We start from the raw sequence: 21030 nt of genomic DNA on the forward strand, positions 1-21030 counted from the left end.
GTCCGTATTATGCGCGCCACAACAACGGGAAACGAAGTTAACCGAGTTGTAGTTGATAGCAAATAAGCAAGTTTTGCAATCAATGCCCAGGTGGTGAAATTGGTAGACACGCCAGCTTCAGGTGCTGGTGACCTTACGGTCGTGGAAGTTCGAGTCTTCTCCTGGGCACCAATTCAAGAAACCGAGCCACTGGCTCGGTTTTTTATTGCCCGCGATTTAACCCGTCGCAGCGCAACCAATCCGGCGGGCACTTACGCATGCCCGCCCTGAATCCGCTTAAACGCGAAACTGCCCCAGGCTGGCCTTGAGTTTCTTCGCCAAACCATCTAGCACCCGGCCGCTATTCGCCGTCGCCGCCACAGCCTCCGCCGCCCGCTGCGCCTCGCGATGAATCACCTCGACACGGCCACGCACAGCATCCGCCCCCTCAGCCTGGTGCGCAGCTGCTTCGGTCGCGGTATTGATTGCACCATGCACCTCCTCCACCGCCTCACGCACCGACTGCTGCACCCGCGCACTTTCGCGCAATGCCGCCAAGCCCTGATCCGCCTGCTTGCCCGCCTGACCAATCGCCTCAACCGCCTCGCGCGCGCCCTGCTGCAACGCCCCGATATGAGTCTGGATATCGCCGGTGGACTGCTGCGTCTTACTGGCCAGAGCACGCACCTCATCCGCGACCACAGCAAAACCACGACCGCTTTCACCCGCACGCGCCGCTTCAATTGCCGCATTCAGGGCGAGCAGGTTGGTCTGCTCGGCGATTGAGCGAATCACTGTCAGCACCACTTCAATCTGCTCACTCTGCTTGGCCAGCCGCTCGATTACCGCCGAGCCGGTCTCCACACGCCGTACCAATTCCTCAATCGAGCCACCCACGCGCAGCGCAATGGCGGCATTGTCATCCGCAGCCTGACGAATCGCACCGACGCGCTGCAACGCCTCGCGCATGGCGTGACTTTCCGCCTGCGCCTCACCGGCCATTTCCGCCAAAGCCTGCAGACTGCCCGCCACTTCATCGCGCTGACGCTCGGCAGCCGACTCGGCAGCCGCACTGCGCGAGGCCAGATTGCCGATTTCCTGCCCGGTGAGCGATGCCACCTCACCCGCCTCTCGCACAATCGGCTGCAGCTTGGCGACGAAGCGATTGACTGCCGCCGCCATATCGCCAATTTCATCGCGGCTATTGAGCTCTACTCGGCGAGTCAAATCACCCTCACCCGCCGCCCAGTCATTCAGTACCGCAATCAATGTATGCAGCTTGCTGACCACTCGCTGCCCCAGCACCAGCGCCAACACCAGCAGAATCACCACCGCGACCACCACCAGACCCATGCTGATGTTCCAGCGCAAACCGGCTGCAGCTTGCTGCACCACCTCGCGACTGCTCTGCTCCATGCCGCCGGCCGCCTCACGCGCCACGCTCAACCGCGCCGCCAGAGCGTCCGCACTGCTGGTGGCGGCACCACTCAAACTGTCGGAAACCAACTGCCCACTGCTGTCGATCAGGCTGACGAAACGCTGATCCAGCTTCGCCAGCTCCTCATCCACCGACGCCGTGGAAACCCCCAGCAGGACCTTGCCGATATCAGAACCCATCGGACTGATCGTCGCCTCGGCGATATACACACCCGGATCATTGGCAGCAGCCTGCAACACCTTATCCAGCGCGCCATCGCCCTCGCCCTTGGCCATCAGCGCCCGCACGCGGGAGTCCTGCCGATTGAGGTGCCGCGTCAGCCGCGCGCCTTGTGCATCGAGGTACACCGCAAACAACACGGCAGGATTGCGATGCGCGCCACGCGCCAATTCAGTCAGCGCAGGCACATCGGCATCCCAGATTGCCTTGGGCGCAACAGCCGATAGCAGCTGCGCCAACTCATCAGCGGAACGCTTGAGGTTGCTATCCAGCACACCGCGAATCTGCGCCTGCTCCTCAGCCAGCCGGGCGGAAAGGCCTTTGGCCAACTGCGCCTGGGTGCTGGCGGAAAGACTGTCCAGCCCGCCGCGCACTTCATCGCCGGCCTTGGCCAGCTCATCCACCAGACGCGCCGTATCGGCTTGCATGCCTCTGGCCAGATCGGCCTCAAGCGTTGCCACCGTGGTACGGGTCAACGCCACCGCCACGACAACCTGCACCAGCAAGGCCACGCCCAGCGCCAGAAACACCGGCAACAGCAGGCGACTGCGCAACACAGAAATAATGGCAAACACGGCAGACACTCCTGACAACGGTAATGCCTATAGCGGCGGGAAAGCTGATTTATAAAGGCTAGCTCGGATATTTTTACATGGACCAGAAACGACAAAGGGCCGCCAATTGGCGACCCTCTGTGCACTGCCTGTGACTATCAGGCAAACGGATGGCGCAACACAATAGTCTCGTTGCGGTCCGGGCCGGTGGAAACGATATCAATCGGCGCACCGACCAACTCTTCCACACGCTTGATGTAAGTACGCGCAGCCGCTGGCAGCTCTTCCAGGGTTTTCGCACCCAGGGTCGACTCGCTCCAGCCTGGCAGCTCCTCGTAAACCGGCTGCAGACCCAGATAGCTGTCAGCATCCGTCGGCGCATCAACCAGCACGTCGCCGTTCTGATCTTTGTAGCCAACACAGATACGGATGGTTTCCAGACCGTCGAGCACGTCCAGTTTGGTCAGGCACAGACCGGAGATGCTGTTGATCTCGATGGCGCGACGCAGGATCACGGCATCAAACCAACCGCAACGACGCGCGCGACCAGTGGTGGAGCCGAATTCGTGGCCACGCTTGGCGAGGAACGCGCCGGTTTCATCGAACAGCTCAGTCGGGAACGGACCCGAGCCCACGCGAGTGGTGTAGGCCTTGGTGATACCGAGGATGTAATCCAGGTACATCGGACCAAAACCGGAACCCGTAGCGATACCGCCCGCTGTGGTGTTGGAGCTGGTGACGTAGGGGTAGGTGCCGTGGTCGATATCCAGCAGCGAACCCTGGGCGCCTTCGAACATGATGTCCTTGCCCTCACGACGCATGTCGTGCAGCACAGCGGTCACGTCGGTCATCATCGGTTTGAGCAGCTCGGCGTATTCCATGCACTCGTCGAGCGTCTTCTGGAAGTCGATGGCCGGCTCTTTGTAGTAATTGACCAGTACGAAGTTGTGGTAATCCAACAGCTCACCGAGCTTGGCGGCGAAACGCTCACGATGGAACAGATCACCAATGCGCAGACCGCGGCGCGCCACCTTGTCCTCGTAAGCCGGGCCAATACCACGGCCGGTGGTGCCGATCTTGGCATCGCCACGGGCTTTCTCACGGGCCTGATCCAGAGCCACGTGGTACGGCAGGATCAGCGGACAGGACGGGCTGATACGCAGACGCTCGCGCACCGGCACACCCTTCTCTTCCAGCTTGATGATTTCACGCATCAGCGCATCGGGCGCGACCACCACGCCGTTGCCGATCAGGCACTGCACGTTTTCACGCAGGATGCCGGAGGGGATCAGGTGCAGAACGGTTTTTTCGCCGTCGATCACCAGGGTGTGGCCAGCATTGTGACCACCCTGGTAACGCACAACAGCTGCAGCCTGTTCGGTCAGCAGGTCGACGATCTTGCCCTTGCCTTCATCGCCCCACTGGGTGCCCAGGACTACGACATTCTTACCCATAACACTAACCCTCTTCGCAAACTTGATGCCGGCCATAGCCGACGGAAACTTTTCGCACGACCGCTCAGGCTGTCAACGCAGCCAACTGCCAGCGGCCATCACGCAACAGCAACTGACGATCACAGCCTGCAGCCTCGGCGTCAGCCGCGACCTGCCCAGGCAGAGCCTGAACTACGCGCTGACCGTCCTGGCGCAAGCGCACAATCGCCTGCCACAAAAACACATCATGATTATCCGGAGCCCAGATACCGGCAGGCTCTTCACCCAACTGCATCTGCCCAAGGCTTACCAGGGTTTTCAGGTCGGTGGAGAAGCCTGTCGCCGGACGCGCCCGGCCAAAATCGGCGCCAATGTCGTCATAACGGCCGCCCTGGGCGATGGCATAACCCACACCCGGAACATACGCCGCAAACACCACACCAGTGTGGTAGTGATAGCCGCGCAGCTCGCCCAGATCGAAGTACAGCGGTAATTCCGGGTAGCGCAAGCTCAGCGCATCGGCAATCGCCATCAAGTCATCCAGCGCCGCATGCACATCGTCCGGCGCATCGACCAAACAAGCCTGGGCCAGATCCAATACCTCACGACCGCCGCACAGCTCGCTGAGTGCGCGCAGCATCTTGCGCAGGTCATCCGGCAGGGTTTCGGTCAGCTCAACGACCTCATCCATCGCCTTGCGCTGCAGCGCATCGAACAACTGCTGCTCGACCTCGCCAGACAGCTCGGCAGCACGTGCGAGACCGCGATAGATGCCGACATGGCCAAGATCCATGTGCACATCCGGCACCGCAGCCAGCTCAAGGGTGTTGACCAGCAGGCTGATCACTTCCACATCGCTGGCCGGGCTGGCGTCGCCATACAACTCGGCACCCAGCTGGATCGGGCTGCGCGAGGTTGTCAGCGCACGCGGTTGGGCATGCACCACGCTACCGGCGTAGCACAGACGGCTTGGCCCCTCGCGGCGCAGGGTATGCGCATCAATGCGCGCCACCTGCGGCGTGATGTCGGCACGAAAGCCCATCTGCCGGCCAGACAACGGATCGGTCACCTTGAAGGTGCGCAGATCCAAGTCCTGGCCTGCGCCAGTCAGCAGCGACTCCAGGTACTCGATATGCGGGGTGACCACAAATTCATAGCCCCAGCGCTGGAACAGATCCAGCACCTGGCGGCGCGCCACTTCAATACGCCCTGCGTACGGTGGCAGTACTTCTTCGATGCCATCTGGCAGCAGCCAGCGGTCTACCGTTGCCATTTCGCCATTCCCCTCTTGAACCGGGCGGCACAAGCCTTCAGTGAAGCCAATAAAGGACGGTTGTTCCCAGCAACATGCTGGCCAACCCCAGCAGACGCAGCTGCCTGTCAGACAACTGCGCCAGTTGTAAAAGCGTGTCACGCCAATGGCGCAGACATAGGAAGGGCAGGATGCCTTCCAGCACCAGCACGAGACACAACGCGATGCCTAATTCCTGCCACATGCTTCCCACAGACGCAAAAAAGCCGGGATTTTCCCGGCTGCCGCATGATACCACGTTTTCCACAAGGATCACCCCGACGGCTGCCCGCCGGGGTGATGACTTAAGGCTTGGACTTCTCCAGATAGCGGAAGAAGTCGCTGCTCGGATCCAGCACCAACACATCACGCTTATCAGCGAAGCTCTCGCGATAAGCCCTCAGGCTGCGATAGAACGAATAGAACTCCTGGTCCATGCCATACGCCTTGGAATAGATCGCGGCAGCCTGGGCATCACCCGCACCACGCAGCTCTTCAGCCTGACGGTAGGCATCTGCGAGCAACACGCGACGCTGACGGTCGGCGTCGGCGCGAATACCTTCGGCCAGTTCCTTACCCTTGGCGCGGTGCTCACGAGCCTCACGCTCACGCTCGGAGCTCATGCGATCAAACACACTGCGATTGACTTCTTTCGGCAGGTCGATGGCCTTGACGCGCACATCCACCACCTCGATACCCAGCTCTTTCTGCGCAGCACGATTCAAAGAGGCGGTTACATCCGCCATCAGCGCATCACGCTCACCGGACACCGACTCATGCAGGGTGCGCTTACCGAACTGGTCACGCAGCGACGCCTCAAGACGACGCGCCAGACGCTCGTCGGCAATCTGCTTCATACCGGACGTCGCGGTGTAGAAACGCTCGGCGTCCAGCACTCGCCATTTGGCGAAGGCATCAACCATCAGCGCTTTCTTTTCCAGCGTGAGGAAACGCGAGCTGGTGGAGTCCAGGGTCAGCAGACGCGCATCAAACTTACGCACCTGGTTGACGTACGGAATCTTCACATGCAGACCCGGCTGCACGTCCGGCTGGACGATACGACCAAACTGCAACAGCACCGCACGCTCAGTTTGCGACACGATATAGAAGCTGTTCCAGGCGACCAGCGCCAGCACCACGCCAACAATAAGGGCGATCAGCGATTTATTGCTCATCAACGGCTCTCCCTTGTACGCAGTTCAACCTGACGCGGATCGATGGTTACCCGCGAGCCGGCGTCTGCAGTACCCGCAGCGCCAGATATCGAGCTAGGCGCAGATGTGCTGCGGCCATCGATCATCTTGTCCAGCGGCAGATAAAGCAGGTTGTTCTGCCCCTTGTCGCCAGTCACCAGCACTTTGCTGGTATTGCTCATCAGCTCTTGCATAGTGTCCAAATACAGACGCTCGCGAGTGACCTCAGGCGCCTTGCGGTACTCGGTCACCAATGCCGTGAAGCGATCCGCCTCACCCTGTGCGCGAGAAACCACTTCGTCACGGTAACCGCTGGCATCCTCAATCAGACGCTGCGCCTGACCACGGGCTTCCGGCACCACACCATTGGCGTAGGTTTCCGCCTGATTCTTCTCACGCTGCTCGTCTTCACGGGCGCGGATCACGTCATCGAAGGCTTCCTGTACTTCGCGCGGCGCGGCCGCACTCTGCAGGTTGACCTGGGTGACGGTGATACCGGTGCGGTAGTTGTCGAGGAAGCGCTGCAAGCGATCCTTGACCTCACTGGCCATCAGCTCACGGCCTTCGGTCAGCACCTGGTCCATCTCAGTGGAACCCACCACGTGGCGCACGGCACTGTCGGTCGCATGCTGCAGACTGACTTCCGGCTGATCGACGTTGAGGACGAAATCCTGCAAGTTGCTGACCCGGTACTGCACGGTCAACGGCACTTCGATGATGTTTTCGTCTTCGGTCAACATCTGCCCCTGCTTGCTGTAAGCACGCTCGCGGGTGACGTTTTCCTGAAACTTGCGATCAATCGGCGGGAAATAGATATTCAGGCCCGGGCCGACTGTTTCGTAATACTTGCCGAAGCGCAGCACCACGGCCTGCTCCTGCTCATCAACGACATAGATCGCGCTGTACAGCCAGACTGCAGCCAGCAGCCCCAGGCCCACGAACAGCAAGCCGAAGCCGCCGCCATTGCCCGAGCCAGTCTCACTGCCTCGTTTCTTGCCGCCACCGAACAGCCCATTAAGGCTCTCCTGCAGCTTGCGGAAGGCCTCATCGATATCCGGCGGCCCCTTGCGATCACCGTTCTTACGGCCACCCCATGGGTCCTGATTATTCGAGTTGCCACCCGGCTCATTCCAAGCCATAGCGCTCTCCATCTGATAAAGCAAAGACGCGCCCACGGCGCGCCCGCCAATGCTACAGAATGCATGCAACCAGCGGCAAAGCCGCTGATGCAGGCTTTATTGCAAAGTGTGTTGCTCAATAAATTCCTGCGGCTTCAAGCCTTCACGGCTGACCAGCCGATTCAGCTCGATGCGCGGCAAACGCACCGCCAACAGACTGCTGCCGTCCTCGGTGTGGGACTCGCTTTGCACCGCACCCAAGGCGAAAAATTGTGCGCGCAAGCGCGCAAGACGCTGCGGCAGCTGCAATGTACCGACAAACAGGTCATCGCCCAACAGCTCGGCTATCGCCTGACGCAGTAACGGTAAACCACGCCCGTCACGCGCCGACAGCCAGACCCGCTGCGGTTTGCCGTCGGCATCGCGCTGAATCTGCGGCTCCACGCCCTCAAGCAGGTCGAGCTTGTTATACACCTCAAGCATCGGCAGCTCATGAGCACCGATCTCGCCCAGCACTGCCAACACCTGCTCGATCTGCTGATCACGCTCAGGCTCGTGAGAGTCGATCACGTGCAACAACAGGTCGGAGTTGCTTGATTCCTCAAGCGTGGCGCGGAACGCCTCAACCAATTTGTGCGGCAAATGCCGGATAAAACCCACAGTATCGGCCAGCACGATCGGCCCCAGATCATCCAATTCAAGACGACGCAGAGTGGGATCGAGGGTGGCGAACAGTTGATCGGCCGCGTAAACGTCCGAAGTAGTGAGGGTATTGAACAGGGTCGACTTGCCGGCGTTGGTGTAACCCACCAGCGACACCGAAGGGATATCCGCACGCTGACGGCCACGCCGCGCCTGCTCACGCTGGCTGCGCACCTTCTCGAGCTTCTGTTTGATCTGACGAATCCGCACGCGCAACAGGCGGCGGTCGGTTTCCAGCTGGGTTTCACCCGGGCCGCGCAGACCGATACCACCCTTCTGCCGCTCAAGGTGGGTCCAGCCGCGCACCAGCCGCGTACTCATGTGGTCGAGCTGGGCCAGCTCGACCTGCAACTTGCCTTCATGGGTACGCGCGCGCTGAGCAAAAATGTCGAGGATCAGACCGGTACGGTCCAATACTCGACACTCGAAAGCACGCTCAAGGTTACGTTCCTGACTAGGTGTGAGAACGTGATTGAAGATAACCAGATCAGCCTCGGCGGCCTTGACCTGATCACGCAGCTCTTCAACTTTGCCACTGCCGATCAGGTACTTGGCCGTCAGCCGATTGCTCGGAACACTGAGGAACGCGATGGTTTCAGCACCGGCCGAGATGGCCAGCTCCTGAAACTCCTGCGGATCCTCGCGCGCCTCGGAATTTTGGCCGTCCAGATGTACCAGAATGGCCCGCTCTCCACCTTCATGGCGCTCGAAGAACAATGCAGCCTCCTAAATCAGGCGTTACCAGGCTCAGCTTCAGCTTGCTCGGTTTCGCTGGCGCTCGGCAGACGCACCGGACGGCTAGGCACTACAGTGGAAATGGCGTGTTTATAGACCATCTGGCTGACAGTGTTTTTCAGCAAAATCACGAACTGGTCGAAAGATTCGATCTGGCCTTGCAGCTTGATGCCGTTAACCAAATAAATAGAAACCGGGACGCGTTCCTTACGCAAGGTATTCAGGTAAGGGTCTTGTAGCGAATGCCCTTTTGACATGTGCCGCACTCCTTTAAGGATCAATTTTCAATAATTTTAGTAAACCAACGAACGGCTTAAAGCCGTCATACCCCCAAGGATAGACGGCCAACGGCAAGGTCTCAGGTCAATATGGAGACCGCTGCCAGGTATTTCAAGGCACGCGGCAGATTGTCGCAGTCGGCGCTATCGAGCCAGTGCACATCCTGCTGCCAACCACGTAACCAGGTGAACTGTCGCTTGGCCAGCTGGCGCGTGGCGATAATGCCGCGCTCCTGCATCTGCTCGGCGTCGAGGTTGCCATCCAGATAATCCCAGACTTGGCGATAACCCACCGCTCGTATAGACGGTAGACCAACGTGCAAGTCACTTCGCTGGCGCAGACGTTCGACCTCGGCAACCAGCCCCTGTTCCAACATCAGGCGAAATCGCAGGGCAATTCGCTCGTGCAACAGCTGCCTTTGCGCCGGGGCAATGGCCAATTGCGCCACAGTATAGGGGAATTGGCGCGCCGCCGATGCGCCACCGGCAGTATTTTCTGCCGCCTGCCGCTGGCGATGAACGGTCATGCTGGCACCACTCAGGTGATAGACCTCAAGGGCGCGAATCAAGCGCTGCGGGTCATTGGGGTGAATACGCACAGCAGACTCAGGGTCGACCGCACGCAGCTCGGCGTGCAACACCTCCCAACCTTCGGCCTGGGCGCGCGCCTCTAGCTCGGCGCGCAACGCCGCATCGGCGCTGGGCATTTCAGCCAGGCCTTCAAGCAACGCTTTGAAATACAACATGGTGCCGCCCACCAACAGCGGAATACGTCCGCGCGCGGTGATCTCGGCCATGGCGGCCAGGGCATCATGGCGGAATTCGGCCGCCGAATAGCTCTCGGCCGGGTCACGAATATCGATCAAGCGGTGAGGAAACTCGGCCAACGTGGCTTTATCCGGCTTGGCCGTGCCGATGTCCATACCACGGTAAATCAGCGCGGAGTCGACGCTGATCAGCTCGCACGACAGCACCCGCGCCAGCTCGATGGCCAGATCGGTCTTGCCGGCCGCAGTTGGCCCCATGAGGAAAATCGCCGGAGGCAGGCGCTCGGACATGCTTAAAAATTCTCTAAATGGCGCGGCGCTTAACGGCCGCGCAGAAACAGCTTGTCCAGGTCATCCATGCCCATCTGCGTCCAGGTCGGCCGCCCATGGTTGCACTGGCCGCTGCGCTCGGTGTGTTCCATATCGCGCAGTAAGGCATTCATCTCCGGCAGGGTCAGGCGCCGGTTGGCGCGCACGGCACCGTGGCAAGCCATGGTGCCGAGCAACTCATTGAGGTGCGCCTGAATGCGGTCGGTGGTGCCATATTCGAGCAGATCACCGAGCACATCTTGCACCAGGCGAGTGGCCTCGGCCTGCTTGAGCAATGCGGGAATCTGCCGGATAGCCAGGGTTTCCGGGCCCAAGCGCTGTAATTCAAAGCCAAGCCTCTGGAACCACTCGGCATGCTCTTCGGCGCAGTCCGCTTCACGCTGACTGACGGCAATCGACTCCGGCACCAGCAGCGGCTGGCCGCGCAGGCCTTCACTGGCCATGGCAACTTTAAGCCGCTCGTAGGTGATGCGCTCATGGGCTGCATGCATGTCCACAACCACCAGGCCCTGGACGTTTTCGGCGAGGATGTAGATGCCCTTAAGCTGGGCGATCGCATAGCCCAGGGGTGGAATATCACCTTGCGCATCCGGCAGGCCAGCGGGAGCCGGCGCAGTGGCCATCGGCGAGAAGAATTCACGATAGGCACCCTGGGCTTCGGCCGCAGGCAAGGCCGCTTCCGGACGAGCGCCCTGATAGCCTGCACCTGGCGAACGCCACACCGAGGCGTTGGGCGCAGGCTGCAGCAGGCTGGCGGCCAAACCAATTTCACCCTGCGGGCCGAACTCGCCCGCCACCTGGCCGGTGGGGCGCAGCATCTGGTTAACCGTCGCCGGGGCAGCCAGCTGATCCTCGGGACGCACCTCGCCTAATGCGCGATGCAGGGTGCCGTAGAGGAAGTCATGAACCATGCGCCCATCACGGAAGCGCACTTCATGCTTGGTCGGGTGCACGTTGACATCGACCACCGAGGGATCGATTTCCAGAAACAGTACAAAGGTCGGATGACGACCATTGAACAGCACGTCACGATAAGCTTGGCGCACCGCGTGGGCGACCAGCTTGTCGCGCACCATACGACCATTCACATAGAAATATTGCAGGTCAGCCTGGCTACGGGAAAAAGTCGGCAAGCCAACCCAGCCCCACAGGTGCAGACCGTTGCGTTCGATATCGATCGGCAGCGCCTGCTCTAGGAAGGCTGGGCCACAAACCGAGGCCACCCGGCGCGCGCGGCTCTGTTCATCTGGAGCCTCATGCAGGCCGAGCACGGTCTTGCCGTTGTGGCGCAGATGGAAGGCCACATCGAAGCGCGCCAGGGCCAGGCGCTTGATCACTTCCTGCAGGTGATCGAATTCGGTTTTTTCGGTCTTGAGAAACTTGCGCCGTGCCGGGGTATTGAAGAACAGATCGCGCACTTCTACCGAGGTACCGACAGGGTGCGCCGCGGGCTGTACCCGCGGCTGCATATCGCGACCTTCGGTTTCCACCTGCCAGGCCTGCTCGGCATCAGCGGTGCGTGAGGTCAGGGTCAGACGTGCGACGGAGCTGATCGACGCCAGCGCCTCACCGCGAAAGCCCAGACTCATCACCTGCTCCAGGTCTTCCAGCTCGCGTATCTTGCTGGTGGCGTGGCGCGCCAAAGCCAGGGGCAGATCGTCCGGAGAGATGCCGCTACCGTTATCACGCACTTTGAGCAGCTTGACGCCGCCCTGCTCGACATCCACTTCGATGCGTTTGGCACCGGAGTCCAGGCTGTTTTCCAACAGTTCCTTGATCACCGAGGCCGGGCGTTCAACCACCTCACCGGCAGCAATCTGGTTCGCCAGCCGCGGGCTGAGCAGCTGGATACGCGCCGCTTCACTCATGGCTGCCCAGCCAGAGCAGTCGCTGGGACCTGCAAACGCTGACCGACCTTGATCACATCACTTTTCAGAGAGTTGGCACTGCGCAGTACGGCCAGGCTGACCTGATAACGCTGAGCAATCAGCGCCAGGCTTTCGCCGGAGCTGACCACATGCTCGCGCGGGCCGAGGGCAATCTTGCCGTTGTCGCGCAACCACGCCACGTGAGTGCCAGGCGGCGGGTTTTCATGGAAGAACTGCCGCACGCCCGTGACGATCGAGCGCGCCAGCGCCTGCTGGTGGCTGGAACTGGACAGCTTGCGGGCTTCATTGGGGTTGGAGATAAACCCGGTTTCCACCAGGATCGACGGGATATCCGGCGACTTCAACACCATAAAGCCGGCCTGCTCCACCCGCCGTTTATGCAGCGGAGTCACCCGGCCCATATTGCCCAGCACCTTGTTGCCGACGTTCAGGCTGGATGACAGCGAGGCGGTCATCGACAGGTCGAGCAACACGCCGGCCAGCATGCGGTCCTTGTCGTCCAGGCTGACATTACCGGCACCGCCGATCAGGTCCGACTGGTTTTCCGCATCCGCTAACCAGCGCGCGGTTTCAGAGGTGGCGCCGCGATCCGACAGCGCATACACCGAGGCACCGAATGCCGCCGCCCGTGGCGCCGCATCGGCGTGGATGGAGACAAACAGGTCGGCGCCCTTCTTGCGGGCGATCTCGGTGCGCTTGCGCAGCGGAATAAAGTAGTCGCCGGTACGCACCAGCTCGGCGCGGAAGCCCTTCTCGGCATTGATCTGCCGCTGCAGCTCCTTGGAAATCGCCAGGGTCACGTGCTTTTCATACTGGCCTTTAACCGGCGACAGCGCGCCGGGGTCTTCGCCGCCATGGCCCGCATCAATGGCAATCACGATATCGCGCTTGCCGTTGGGGATAGGCGTCAGCTTCGGCGGGGCCTGGGTTGGCGTCACCGGCACCTGCGGCGCAGTAGCCACGGTAGTGGTTGGCAGGCTGGGTGCGGCACCGCTTTCCTGGTCAAACAGATCGACCACCAGGCGATGGCCGTACTGCTGATTGGGGGCGAGGGTAAAGCTTTTCGGCGTCACCGCTGCCGACAGGTCAATCACCACGCGCAGGTCTTCGGGGGTGCGCTGCGCCGAGCGTACGCCGGTGATCGGAGTGTTACTCAGGGTCAGTTGATTAAAGCTGGTGGCTAGCTTGGCACCGCTGACATCAATGACGATGCGATTGGGCGAGGACAGCAGAAAAACGCTGTGCTGCACCGGGCCGGACAGGTCAAACACCAGACGGGTGTTATCCGGCGCACGCCACAGCCGCACACTGCGCACATCCGAAGCGGCCATTACATCGGCGGCCAAGCCCACCAATGCCACTCCAATTGCGATGAAACGCGCGCCTATGCGCATAGCCAACCCCATAATTGATTCATGCCCCGACGGCCAAAGCGGCGCACCAGGTGGTGCCGCGTTCGCCTTGCGCGTGCAAACGCAGCGCACGGCCAGCCCCATGCGGGCTAATGGTAATGTCCAGGTCAGCCTTTGGCAAAACGCCTGCACCGCGCTGCGGCCACTCGACCAGGCACAGCGCATCGCCTTCGAAGTAATCACGAATCCCCAGGTACTCCAGTTCCTCAGCATCTACCAGACGGTAGAGGTCGAAGTGAAAGGCACGCAACGCGCCAATCTCGTAGGGTTCCACCAGGGTAAAGGTCGGGCTTTTCACCGCGCCGACATGCCCCAGGCCGCGAATAATGCCTCGAGACAGGGTGGTTTTGCCGGCGCCGAGGTCGCCATGCAGATAGATCACGCCAACGCCGCCGGTCGCCTCGGCGATGCGTGCGCCCAGCGCCAGCATCGCCTCTTCATCGGCGGCAAACAGTTCTAATTCAGACACGCAGACTGCTCCTGCAACAATTCACGAATAACCGCACACAAATCACTGGCCGCCAGGCCACGGCCCTGCAGCGCCAGCCGCTCGCCGGCGCAGGCATGCAGATAGACCGCTAGTTGAGCTGCCTCCAGCGCAGACAGCCCCTGAGCCAACAATGCGCCGATAAGCCCGGCCAGCACATCGCCCAGCCCAGCGCCTGCCATGACCGGATGGCCCCGATCACATAGCCACAAACCGCCATCCGGCGCGGCAATCAAGGTACCCGCACCTTTCAACACGCACACCGCCTGATAGCGCTGGGCCAAGGCACGTGCCGCCGCTGGGCGATCGGCCTGCACCTCTGCAGTGCTGATGCCCAGCAAGCGCGCCGCCTCACCAGGGTGCGGAGTGAGCACCGCCGCAGCAGGCAACTGGACTACAGCTTGCGCCAACAGGTTCAGCGCATCGGCATCCCAGACTTGCACAGCGCGGCTGACCGCAACCGCCGATAACAGACTGCGACCCCATGCACCCTGCCCCAGACCTGGGCCAACCACCCAGACGCTGGCATTAGCGCCCAAAGCCAGCAGCTGATTGGCCGACGCCACGCCGACGGCCATTACCTCGGGCAGGCGCGCCTGCGCTGCCTGTAAATGCTCGCCACGGGTTGCCAGGCTGACTAACCCGGCACCGGAACGCAGCGCGCTTTGCGCCGCCAGCAGGCCAGCCCCGGCAAAACCACGATCGCCGCCCACCACCAGCACATGACCCAACTGGCCCTTGTGCACACTTCGCGAACGCGCCGGCAACTGCGGCAAACTGGCAGGTGCGAGGCGCTGCGCGGTAAAGGCTTGAGCAGCGACCAGGGCCGCATCGGCCTGCAGATCATCAAACTGCAATTCACCCAGATAATCCGCCGACTGCCCGGTAAACAGCCCCAACTTCAGACCGATCAAGGTCACCGTCAGCTCTGCACGCACGGCAACACCCAGCACCTGGCCGGTATCAGCGCAGAGCCCGGACGGAATATCCACCGCCAGCACCGGCAGATCACTGGCATTCAACAGCCGGATGGCCTGGGCGTAAGGCTCGCGCACCGCGCCCTGCAAGCCCGTGCCGAGCAGAGCATCGAGCACCACGCCCTGCAGCTCGGCGCATTCGCTCCAGGGCTGCATCGACATACCAGCAGCAATCGCATGGTCACGGGCCAACGCGGCATCGCCCTGCAACTGCGCCGCATCGCCGACCGCCAGCACCTGCACCCGCCAACCCGCACGCAGCGCAAGGGCCGCCACCAGATAGCCATCACCCGCATTGTTGCCGCGCCCGGCCAGCACCGTCAGCACGCCTGCATCCGGCCAACGACGGCGCAGGGCACGCCAGATAGCATGCGCGGCGCGACTCATCAGCTCGAAACCCGGCGCGCCGGCTGCGATCAATCGCGCATCCAGCTCACGCACCTGGGCGGCGCTGTACAGCGGCAGAGGAAGATTGTCAGGCGAATGCAGCATGCGTCGGCTCCGATGTCTGGCAGAATTATACCCACCTGTGCCCTGGTTACCCGCCCTCATATGAACACTGACACCCTCGACCTTATCGCCCTCTCCCAGTCGATCAAAGACTGGGGCCGCGAGCTGGGCTTTCAGCAGGTCGGGATTGCCGATGTGCAACTGGGCGAACACGAGGCGCACCTGCAGCGCTGGCTGGACGCTGGTTACCAGGGCGAGATGGACTATATGGCCGCCCACGGCAGCAAACGTTCCCATCCGGATGAATTGGTGCCCGGAACCCTGCGTGTGGTGTCGCTGCGGATGGACTACCTGCCCGGCGACACACAGATGGCCCAGCGCCTCGCCCAGCCGGAGAAGGCCTACGTATCGCGCTACGCCTTGGGCCGCGATTATCACAAGCTGATCCGCAAACGCCTGCAACAACTGGCCGAACGCATCCAGCAGCAGATCGGTCAGTTCGGCTACCGCGCCTTTGTCGACAGTGCCCCCGTGCTGGAGAAGGCCATCGCCGAACAGGCTGGCCTCGGCTGGATCGGCAAGAACACCCTGGTACTCAACCGCAAGGCCGGCAGCTACTTCTTCCTCGGCGAGCTGTTTGTCGACCTGCCGCTGCCGGTGGACCCGCCTCACGCCAGCGAACATTGCGGCCGTTGCACGGCCTGCATGGATATTTGCCCGACCGCAGCCTTTGTCGACCCCTATGTGCTGGACGCGCGGCGCTGCATTTCCTACCTGACCATCGAACTCAAGGGCTCTATCCCTGAGGAGCTACGCGCGCCCATCGGCAACCGAGTGTTCGGCTGCGACGACTGCCAGATGGTTTGCCCCTGGAACCGCTTTGCCAAACCCACGGAGCAGAACGACTTCCAACCGCGCCACAGCCTGGACAACGCCGAGCTGGCCGAGCTGTTCTGTTGGAGCGAAGAAGAATTTCTTAACCGCACCGAGGGCTCACCGCTGCGCCGCGCCGGTTACGAGCGCTGGCTGCGCAACCTAGCCGTCGGCCTGGGCAACGCGCCTTCAAGCATCCCGGTACTGGAAGCACTCAAAGCGCGCCGCGAGCACCCCTCGGAGCTGGTACGCGAGCATGTCGAGTGGGCACTGGCGCGCCACGGTCTCTAACCGAACACAGAAAAAAGCCCGCAGTAGCGGGCTTTTTTATACGTCAGACCTTGAGGAAGTGCTGACGGTAGTGCTTCAGCTCAGCGATGGATTCACGGATATCATCCAGCGCCTGGTGCGTGCCCTGCTTCTGGAACGACTCCTTGACCTGCGGCGCCCACAGGCCGGCGAGAATTTTCAGGGTCGAGACATCCAGATAGCGGTAGTGGAAGTAGGCTTCCAGGTTCTGCATGTACTTATAGAGGAAGCGCCGGTCCTGGCCGATGCTGTTACCGCAGATCGGCGATTTGCCCTTCGGCACCCACTGCTCAAGGAAGGCAATGGTCATGGCTTCCGCTTCGGCCGGACCAATCTTGCTTTCCCGTACGCGCTGGGTCAGGCCGCTCTGGCCATGGGTGCGGGTGTTCCACTCATCCATGCCGGCGAGCAGCTCATCACTCTGGTGCACGGCAATCACCGGGCCTTCGGCGAGGATATTCAGATCGCTGTCGGTGACGATGGTAGCCATCTCGATGATGACATCCGTTTCGGGCTCCAGACCGGTCATTTCCAGGTCGATCCAGATCAGGTTCTGCGGGTTCTGCATGCGGGGCTCCTCGGCTAAGGCCGACAGTTTAACGAATAAATCAGCCGCGCATGCGCCACACGAACAGGCGTGACTTACGCCAATCGTGCAACTCGATCTGCTGATCCGCCGGCTGCCCCGGCACCTCAAAGGTATTACTGATAAACAGGCTACCGGCGGGCATTTGCGCACAGGCTTTGGCCCACAGTTCAGGCATCGGCGCTGGAGACAGAAAGCAATACACCACATCAAAGTGCGTCAGGTCGGTGCGCCAGAGGTTTTCATAGCGAATCTGACAGTTGCGCTGAGGCAAGGCACGCAACCAGGCGATAGCAAATGACAACGGCGCGGTTTCCACCCCAACAAACTGCGCCTGCGGGTAGTGGCGGGCCAAACTCAGCAACGTGCCGGCCGGGCCGCAACCCAGGTCGATAAAGCGAAACTCCGCGGGCTGCTGGTCAAGCACCGCACGCAGATGCTGACGCGTACCGGCAGCAGTCAGGTACAGAGGCACCCGCTCGCCAAAGCTGTTCCAGTTGAGCAGCAACAGCAGGACAAACCCACCGAGAAACACCCAGGACGGCAGTGGCGCGCCACCGGCCAACAGCAAGGCCGGGACGAACAGCAGGTTCAATCCGCACCACCAGCGTGACAACCCCAGGTAGCGCGCCAGAGTGGCAGCCAGCAAACCTTGCAGCAAGCCGGCGGCCAATAAGGTCGGTCGCCAGGGTGACAGCTGAGCCGTCAGATACAGCGCCAGGCCGACCAGCAAAGTCGCGCCTACCTGGGCAGACAAGGCCCGCAACGCCGGGTATTGCCGGACAACGCGCAGCATGCAGACTCCTGAACCGTCCGACCAATGATGCGCCGCAGTTTAGCCGTGCCAGCAGCTCAATAGGCAGCCCGTGCTAGACTCGCGACCGTTTATTGCGCAATTCAACTCTCGGAAGACCCATGGCCAAACGCCAACTCAACCGCCGGCAAAACTGGCGTATCGAAAAAATCCAGGGCGAGCGTGCCGCCCGCGCCGCCAAACGCGAGTCGCAGGCTGTACAGATTCTTGAAGGCGGTGACCTCGGCCCGGAACAGACCGGCCTGGTCATTGCTCACTTCGGCGTGCAGATCGAAGTTGAAGCACTGGATGGCGAATTGGCCGGCCAGGTATTCCGTTGCCACCTGCGCGCCAACCTGCCGACCATGGTCACCGGTGACCAGGTGGTGTGGCGCGCTGGCAACCAGGGCATTGGCGTAATCGTCGCGCAACTGCCACGCAGCACCGAACTCTGCCGCCCGGACACCCGTGGCCAGCTCAAGCCGGTAGCAGCCAACGTCGACCTGATCGTGATCGTCTTCGCGCCGCTGCCCGAGCCCCACGCCAACCTGATCGACCGTTACCTGGTGGCGGCTGAGCATGCGGGTATCCGCCCGCTGTTGCTGTTGAACAAAGCCGACCTGATTGATGAGCAAAATGGCGTGGCACTCAACGCCATGCTCAGCGTTTACCGCCAGCTGGGTTATCAGCTGCTCGAGGTATCTGCGCATCAGGGTGATGGCATGGAGCAGCTCAAGCAGCAGCTTGACGGGCATATCAGTGTGTTTGTAGGGCAATCCGGCGTGGGTAAATCCTCGCTGGTGAACAGCCTGCTACCCGATGTCGACACCCGCGTTGGGCCGCTTTCGGAGCAGTCCGGCCTAGGCACTCACACCACGACGACCGCACGGCTGTTTCACTTTCCAGGCGGCGGCGAGCTGATTGACTCACCCGGCATTCGCGAATTCGGCTTGGTACATGTCAGCCGTGATGACGTCGAAGCTGGCTTCATCGAGTTTAGCGAGCTGATCGGACAATGCCGCTTTCGCGACTGCAAACACGATCGTGAGCCGGGCTGCGCTCTCCTTAAGGCCCTGGAAGACGGTCGCCTGCACCCACAGCGCATGGCCAGTTACCGGCAAATCCTGGCGAGCCTGCCAGAAGCCGAGTACTGAAAAAATCGTCGGGAGCGATTTTTAACGTCGCGCTGCGACGGCCCGCAGGGTGGCCGCCAGGGATGGCAGGCCATCAACAAAAAAGGCCGCGACAAGTCGCGGCCTTTGGCTGGCGATTGCCGCTTACTCAGCGGGCTGATCGAACTCCAGCACGCCTTCCTCGAAGATATTCAAGCGCTCGCGTAACTGCCCATCGGGCAGCGGCTCACCGGGGGCGACGGGCACTGCCGCATCCGGTGCAATAGGCGCCGCAGCAGGGTCAGCAGGCGCATCGCCTGCGGCCCCATCACTCTGCTCACCCTCGATGGCGCGCTGGGCTTTCTTCGTCAGCACCACGATATCGATGCGCCGGTTGACCGGATTGAGCGGATTCTCCCGGTCAAACAACGCCGAGGACGCGTAGCCCACCACCCGAGCGACCTGCTCATCGTCATAGCCACCAGCAATCAATACACGCCGCGCCGCATTAGCGCGATCGGCGGACAGCTCCCAGTTGCCATAGCCACCACGGCCGACAAAGGGCTGAGCGTCGGTATGGCCGCTGACGCTGATCTTGTTCGGCACTGCGGCGATGGTATCGGTCATGGCCAGCAGGATGTCTTCAAAATACGGTTGCAGACGCGCACTGCCCGAAGCAAACATCGGCCGGTTCTCGGCATCCATGATCTGGATACGCAGACCGTCCTGGGTGATTTCGAAGAGGATCTGATCCTTGAAGTTCTGCAGCTGAGGATTTTCCTCGACCTTGTTCTGCAACTCCTGCAGCAACAACTCCAGCCGCTCGCGCTCGACTTCTTCGGCTATCGACTCGGCCTGCAACTTATCCACGTCCGCCTGCGCATCTTCGGCCGGGGACTGCTCTTCCTGCGGCTCATCGTTGAGGGTGCGATCAGGCGATGGTGTCGGCGTACCACCCAAGTCAATCACATGAGGACTGGCACTTTCCGAGAAGCCCACGGGGTCCTGGAAATAACCGGAAATCAACTTCTTCTGCTCTGGCGTGGCCGACGACATCAGCCACATCACCAGAAAGAACGCCATCATCGCCGTGGCAAAGTCAGCAAAGGCGATTTTCCAGGCACCACCGTGATGGCCGCCAGCAACCTTTTTGACCCGCTTAACGATAATCGGCTGGTTGTTTTCCATGCTATGCCTTAGCCCCCACGCATGGCCTGTTCAAGCTCGGTAAAGCTCGGACGGTGCGCAGGGAACAGCACCTTGCGGGAAAATTCCACAGCCAGCGATGGCGGCATGCCCGAGGCCGAAGCCACCAGACCGGCCTTGATCGCCTCATAGACGTTCAACTCTTCCTTGGCGTCGTGCTCCAGCGCACCGGACAACGGGCCGAAGAAGCCGTAGGAAGCCAGAATCCCGAGGAAGGTACCCACCAGCGCGGTACCAACCTTCTGGCCGATCTCCGCGTTGTCTGCCTCGGCGAGAATCGACATGGTGATCACGATGCCCAGTACCGCCGCCACAATACCCATGGCCGGCATACCGTCGGCCACCTTGGCCACGGCATGCGCTGGGTGATCGAGTTCTTCCTTAAGGCTGGCGATTTCCATGTCGAACAGGCCTTCGAGCTCATGCGGAGCCATGTTGCCGGAGGACATGATGCGCAGGTAATCGCAGATGAAAGAGGTCATCTGCTGATCTTTGAGGATGCCGGGGTACTTGCTGAAAATCGGGCTGGCGGCAGGGTCTTCGACGTCGGCTTCGATGGCCATCATGCCTTCGCGGCGGCTCTTGTTGAGAATCTCGTAAAGCAGCTTGAGCACATCGAGGTAGTAAGCATGGGTGAAGCGCGAGCTGAACATGCTCAGCGACTTCTTGAACACGTGCATGAAAGCGCTACCCGGGTTGGCCTGGAGGAAAGCCCCCAGCGCCGCACCACCGATGATCATCACCTCGAAGGGATGCACCAACGCCATAAACTGGCCACCGGAAAGGATAAAACCGCCCAATACGCTGGCGAATACAACAATGATGCCGATGATTTTTGCCATAGAAAGAGACTTGCCAGAGAGGGTAGAAAGGGGCTTTGCAAAACAACCCTTCTATTT

At 61.2% G+C, this 21030-nt stretch carries 19 protein-coding genes, 1 tRNA gene and 1 pseudogene; 3 read left to right on the plus strand and 18 right to left on the minus strand.

From position 1 onward, the window contains the following. Positions 1-84 precede the first annotated feature (84 nt). Positions 85-171 (plus strand) — tRNA-Leu (locus tag ACQ4LH_RS04750). A gap of 105 nt (positions 172-276) precedes the next feature. Here ACQ4LH_RS04750 and ACQ4LH_RS04755 read toward each other — a convergent pair. The 14 genes and pseudogenes from ACQ4LH_RS04755 to ACQ4LH_RS04820 all read right to left on the minus strand — a co-directional run bounded on the left by ACQ4LH_RS04755 (position 277) and on the right by ACQ4LH_RS04820 (position 15294). Further along, a complete protein-coding gene (locus ACQ4LH_RS04755) occupies positions 277-1161 on the minus strand; it encodes a methyl-accepting chemotaxis protein (protein WP_430696369.1) in 885 nt (294 codons plus the stop codon). Next, positions 1135-2064, minus strand: a pseudogene (locus tag ACQ4LH_RS04760) (HAMP domain-containing protein); the annotation flags it as partial. The pseudogene ACQ4LH_RS04760 and the gene ACQ4LH_RS04755, both read right to left, overlap by 27 nt. A 284-nt stretch (positions 2065-2348) precedes the next feature. Continuing rightward, positions 2349-3644: an adenylosuccinate synthase gene (locus tag ACQ4LH_RS04765; RefSeq protein ID WP_090249662.1), complete on the minus strand. Its 1296-nt coding sequence runs from the start codon at positions 3642-3644 to the stop codon at positions 2349-2351. A 64-nt stretch (positions 3645-3708) separates the two neighbouring features. Next, a complete protein-coding gene (locus ACQ4LH_RS04770) occupies positions 3709-4896 on the minus strand; it encodes an ATP phosphoribosyltransferase regulatory subunit (protein ID WP_430696159.1) in 1188 nt (395 codons plus the stop codon). Positions 4897-4933: 37 nt separating this feature from the next. Next, positions 4934-5119, minus strand: coding sequence for a DUF2065 domain-containing protein (locus tag ACQ4LH_RS04775; RefSeq protein WP_430696370.1), 186 nt, complete (start codon positions 5117-5119; stop codon positions 4934-4936). 100 nt (positions 5120-5219) lie between these two features. After that, positions 5220-6089, minus strand: a complete 870-nt coding sequence (gene hflC, locus ACQ4LH_RS04780; RefSeq protein ID WP_430696160.1) for a protease modulator HflC — start codon at positions 6087-6089, stop codon at positions 5220-5222. After that, a complete protein-coding gene (hflK, locus tag ACQ4LH_RS04785; RefSeq protein ID WP_289238851.1) occupies positions 6089-7246 on the minus strand; it encodes an FtsH protease activity modulator HflK in 1158 nt (385 codons plus the stop codon). Before hflK ends, hflC begins: the two co-directional genes overlap by 1 nt. Before the next feature lie 96 nt (positions 7247-7342). Beyond that, positions 7343-8644, minus strand: a complete 1302-nt coding sequence (gene hflX / locus ACQ4LH_RS04790; protein WP_430696161.1) for a ribosome rescue GTPase HflX — start codon at positions 8642-8644, stop codon at positions 7343-7345. Between the two features lie 14 nt (positions 8645-8658). Then, positions 8659-8919, minus strand: coding sequence for an RNA chaperone Hfq (gene hfq, locus ACQ4LH_RS04795; protein WP_090249679.1), 261 nt, complete (start codon positions 8917-8919; stop codon positions 8659-8661). Between the two features lie 101 nt (positions 8920-9020). After that, the gene (gene miaA / locus ACQ4LH_RS04800) at positions 9021-9998 is read right to left on the minus strand and encodes a tRNA (adenosine(37)-N6)-dimethylallyltransferase MiaA (protein ID WP_430696162.1); all 978 of its coding nucleotides are present in this window, start codon (positions 9996-9998) and stop codon (positions 9021-9023) included. A 29-nt stretch (positions 9999-10027) separates the two neighbouring features. Then, the gene (gene mutL / locus ACQ4LH_RS04805; protein ID WP_430696163.1) at positions 10028-11905 is read right to left on the minus strand and encodes a DNA mismatch repair endonuclease MutL; all 1878 of its coding nucleotides are present in this window, start codon (positions 11903-11905) and stop codon (positions 10028-10030) included. Continuing rightward, complete coding sequence (locus tag ACQ4LH_RS04810) at positions 11902-13320, minus strand: N-acetylmuramoyl-L-alanine amidase (protein WP_430696164.1); 1419 nt, start codon at positions 13318-13320, stop codon at positions 11902-11904. Before ACQ4LH_RS04810 ends, mutL begins: the two co-directional genes overlap by 4 nt. Before the next feature lie 19 nt (positions 13321-13339). Beyond that, positions 13340-13807, minus strand: a complete 468-nt coding sequence (gene tsaE / locus ACQ4LH_RS04815; protein WP_430696165.1) for a tRNA (adenosine(37)-N6)-threonylcarbamoyltransferase complex ATPase subunit type 1 TsaE — start codon at positions 13805-13807, stop codon at positions 13340-13342. After that, entirely contained in the window at positions 13795-15294 is a 1500-nt protein-coding gene (locus ACQ4LH_RS04820; RefSeq protein ID WP_430696166.1) for an NAD(P)H-hydrate dehydratase, read from the minus strand. Before ACQ4LH_RS04820 ends, tsaE begins: the two co-directional genes overlap by 13 nt. Positions 15295-15354: 60 nt before the next feature. On the opposite strand from ACQ4LH_RS04820, the gene queG reads away from it, so the two are divergent. Further along, positions 15355-16416 (plus strand): tRNA epoxyqueuosine(34) reductase QueG, encoded by a 1062-nt coding sequence (gene queG / locus ACQ4LH_RS04825; protein WP_430696167.1) that lies wholly within the window; start codon positions 15355-15357, stop codon positions 16414-16416. A gap of 43 nt (positions 16417-16459) precedes the next feature. On the opposite strand, the gene orn is transcribed toward queG, so the two are convergent. After that, positions 16460-17002 (minus strand): oligoribonuclease, encoded by a 543-nt coding sequence (orn, locus tag ACQ4LH_RS04830; protein ID WP_339413345.1) that lies wholly within the window; start codon positions 17000-17002, stop codon positions 16460-16462. A gap of 40 nt (positions 17003-17042) precedes the next feature. Beyond that, complete coding sequence (locus tag ACQ4LH_RS04835) at positions 17043-17816, minus strand: class I SAM-dependent methyltransferase (protein ID WP_430696168.1); 774 nt, start codon at positions 17814-17816, stop codon at positions 17043-17045. Positions 17817-17935: 119 nt separating this feature from the next. Here ACQ4LH_RS04835 and rsgA point away from each other — a divergent pair, with 119 nt between their 5' ends. Next, positions 17936-18967, plus strand: a complete 1032-nt coding sequence (rsgA, locus tag ACQ4LH_RS04840) for a small ribosomal subunit biogenesis GTPase RsgA (protein ID WP_305590497.1) — start codon at positions 17936-17938, stop codon at positions 18965-18967. A gap of 123 nt (positions 18968-19090) precedes the next feature. On the opposite strand, the gene motB is transcribed toward rsgA, so the two are convergent. Then, complete coding sequence (gene motB / locus ACQ4LH_RS04845; RefSeq protein WP_430696169.1) at positions 19091-20113, minus strand: flagellar motor protein MotB; 1023 nt, start codon at positions 20111-20113, stop codon at positions 19091-19093. Positions 20114-20121: 8 nt separating this feature from the next. Beyond that, positions 20122-20973 (minus strand): flagellar motor stator protein MotA, encoded by an 852-nt coding sequence (gene motA, locus ACQ4LH_RS04850; protein ID WP_430696170.1) that lies wholly within the window; start codon positions 20971-20973, stop codon positions 20122-20124. Positions 20974-21030: the final 57 nt, after the last annotated feature.

Origin of the sequence: Pseudomonas peli (assembly GCF_050563605.1) — a bacterium.
GTDB classification, from domain to species: Bacteria; Pseudomonadota; Gammaproteobacteria; order Pseudomonadales; family Pseudomonadaceae; genus Aquipseudomonas; species Aquipseudomonas peli_A.

What these genes read in the sequence shown, in the direction of transcription:
- ACQ4LH_RS04755 (WP_430696369.1), bottom strand. Translation starts at nt 1,161, where the DNA reads ATGGCGGCGGCAGTCAATCGCTTCGTCGCCAAGCTGCAGCCGATTGTG.
- ACQ4LH_RS04765 (WP_090249662.1), bottom strand. Translation starts at nt 3,644, where the DNA reads ATGGGTAAGAATGTCGTAGTCCTGGGCACCCAGTGGGGCGATGAAGGC.
- ACQ4LH_RS04770 (WP_430696159.1), bottom strand. Translation starts at nt 4,896, where the DNA reads ATGGCAACGGTAGACCGCTGGCTGCTGCCAGATGGCATCGAAGAAGTA.
- ACQ4LH_RS04775 (WP_430696370.1), bottom strand. Translation starts at nt 5,119, where the DNA reads ATGTGGCAGGAATTAGGCATCGCGTTGTGTCTCGTGCTGGTGCTGGAA.
- hflC (WP_430696160.1), bottom strand. Translation starts at nt 6,089, where the DNA reads ATGAGCAATAAATCGCTGATCGCCCTTATTGTTGGCGTGGTGCTGGCG.
- hflK (WP_289238851.1), bottom strand. Translation starts at nt 7,246, where the DNA reads ATGGCTTGGAATGAGCCGGGTGGCAACTCGAATAATCAGGACCCATGG.
- hfq (WP_090249679.1), bottom strand. Translation starts at nt 8,919, where the DNA reads ATGTCAAAAGGGCATTCGCTACAAGACCCTTACCTGAATACCTTGCGT.
- miaA (WP_430696162.1), bottom strand. Translation starts at nt 9,998, where the DNA reads ATGTCCGAGCGCCTGCCTCCGGCGATTTTCCTCATGGGGCCAACTGCG.
- mutL (WP_430696163.1), bottom strand. Translation starts at nt 11,905, where the DNA reads ATGAGTGAAGCGGCGCGTATCCAGCTGCTCAGCCCGCGGCTGGCGAAC.
- ACQ4LH_RS04810 (WP_430696164.1), bottom strand. Translation starts at nt 13,320, where the DNA reads ATGCGCATAGGCGCGCGTTTCATCGCAATTGGAGTGGCATTGGTGGGC.
- ACQ4LH_RS04820 (WP_430696166.1), bottom strand. Translation starts at nt 15,294, where the DNA reads ATGCTGCATTCGCCTGACAATCTTCCTCTGCCGCTGTACAGCGCCGCC.
- queG (WP_430696167.1), top strand. Translation starts at nt 15,355, where the DNA reads ATGAACACTGACACCCTCGACCTTATCGCCCTCTCCCAGTCGATCAAA.
- orn (WP_339413345.1), bottom strand. Translation starts at nt 17,002, where the DNA reads ATGCAGAACCCGCAGAACCTGATCTGGATCGACCTGGAAATGACCGGT.
- ACQ4LH_RS04835 (WP_430696168.1), bottom strand. Translation starts at nt 17,816, where the DNA reads ATGCTGCGCGTTGTCCGGCAATACCCGGCGTTGCGGGCCTTGTCTGCC.
- rsgA (WP_305590497.1), top strand. Translation starts at nt 17,936, where the DNA reads ATGGCCAAACGCCAACTCAACCGCCGGCAAAACTGGCGTATCGAAAAA.
- motB (WP_430696169.1), bottom strand. Translation starts at nt 20,113, where the DNA reads ATGGAAAACAACCAGCCGATTATCGTTAAGCGGGTCAAAAAGGTTGCT.
- motA (WP_430696170.1), bottom strand. Translation starts at nt 20,973, where the DNA reads ATGGCAAAAATCATCGGCATCATTGTTGTATTCGCCAGCGTATTGGGC.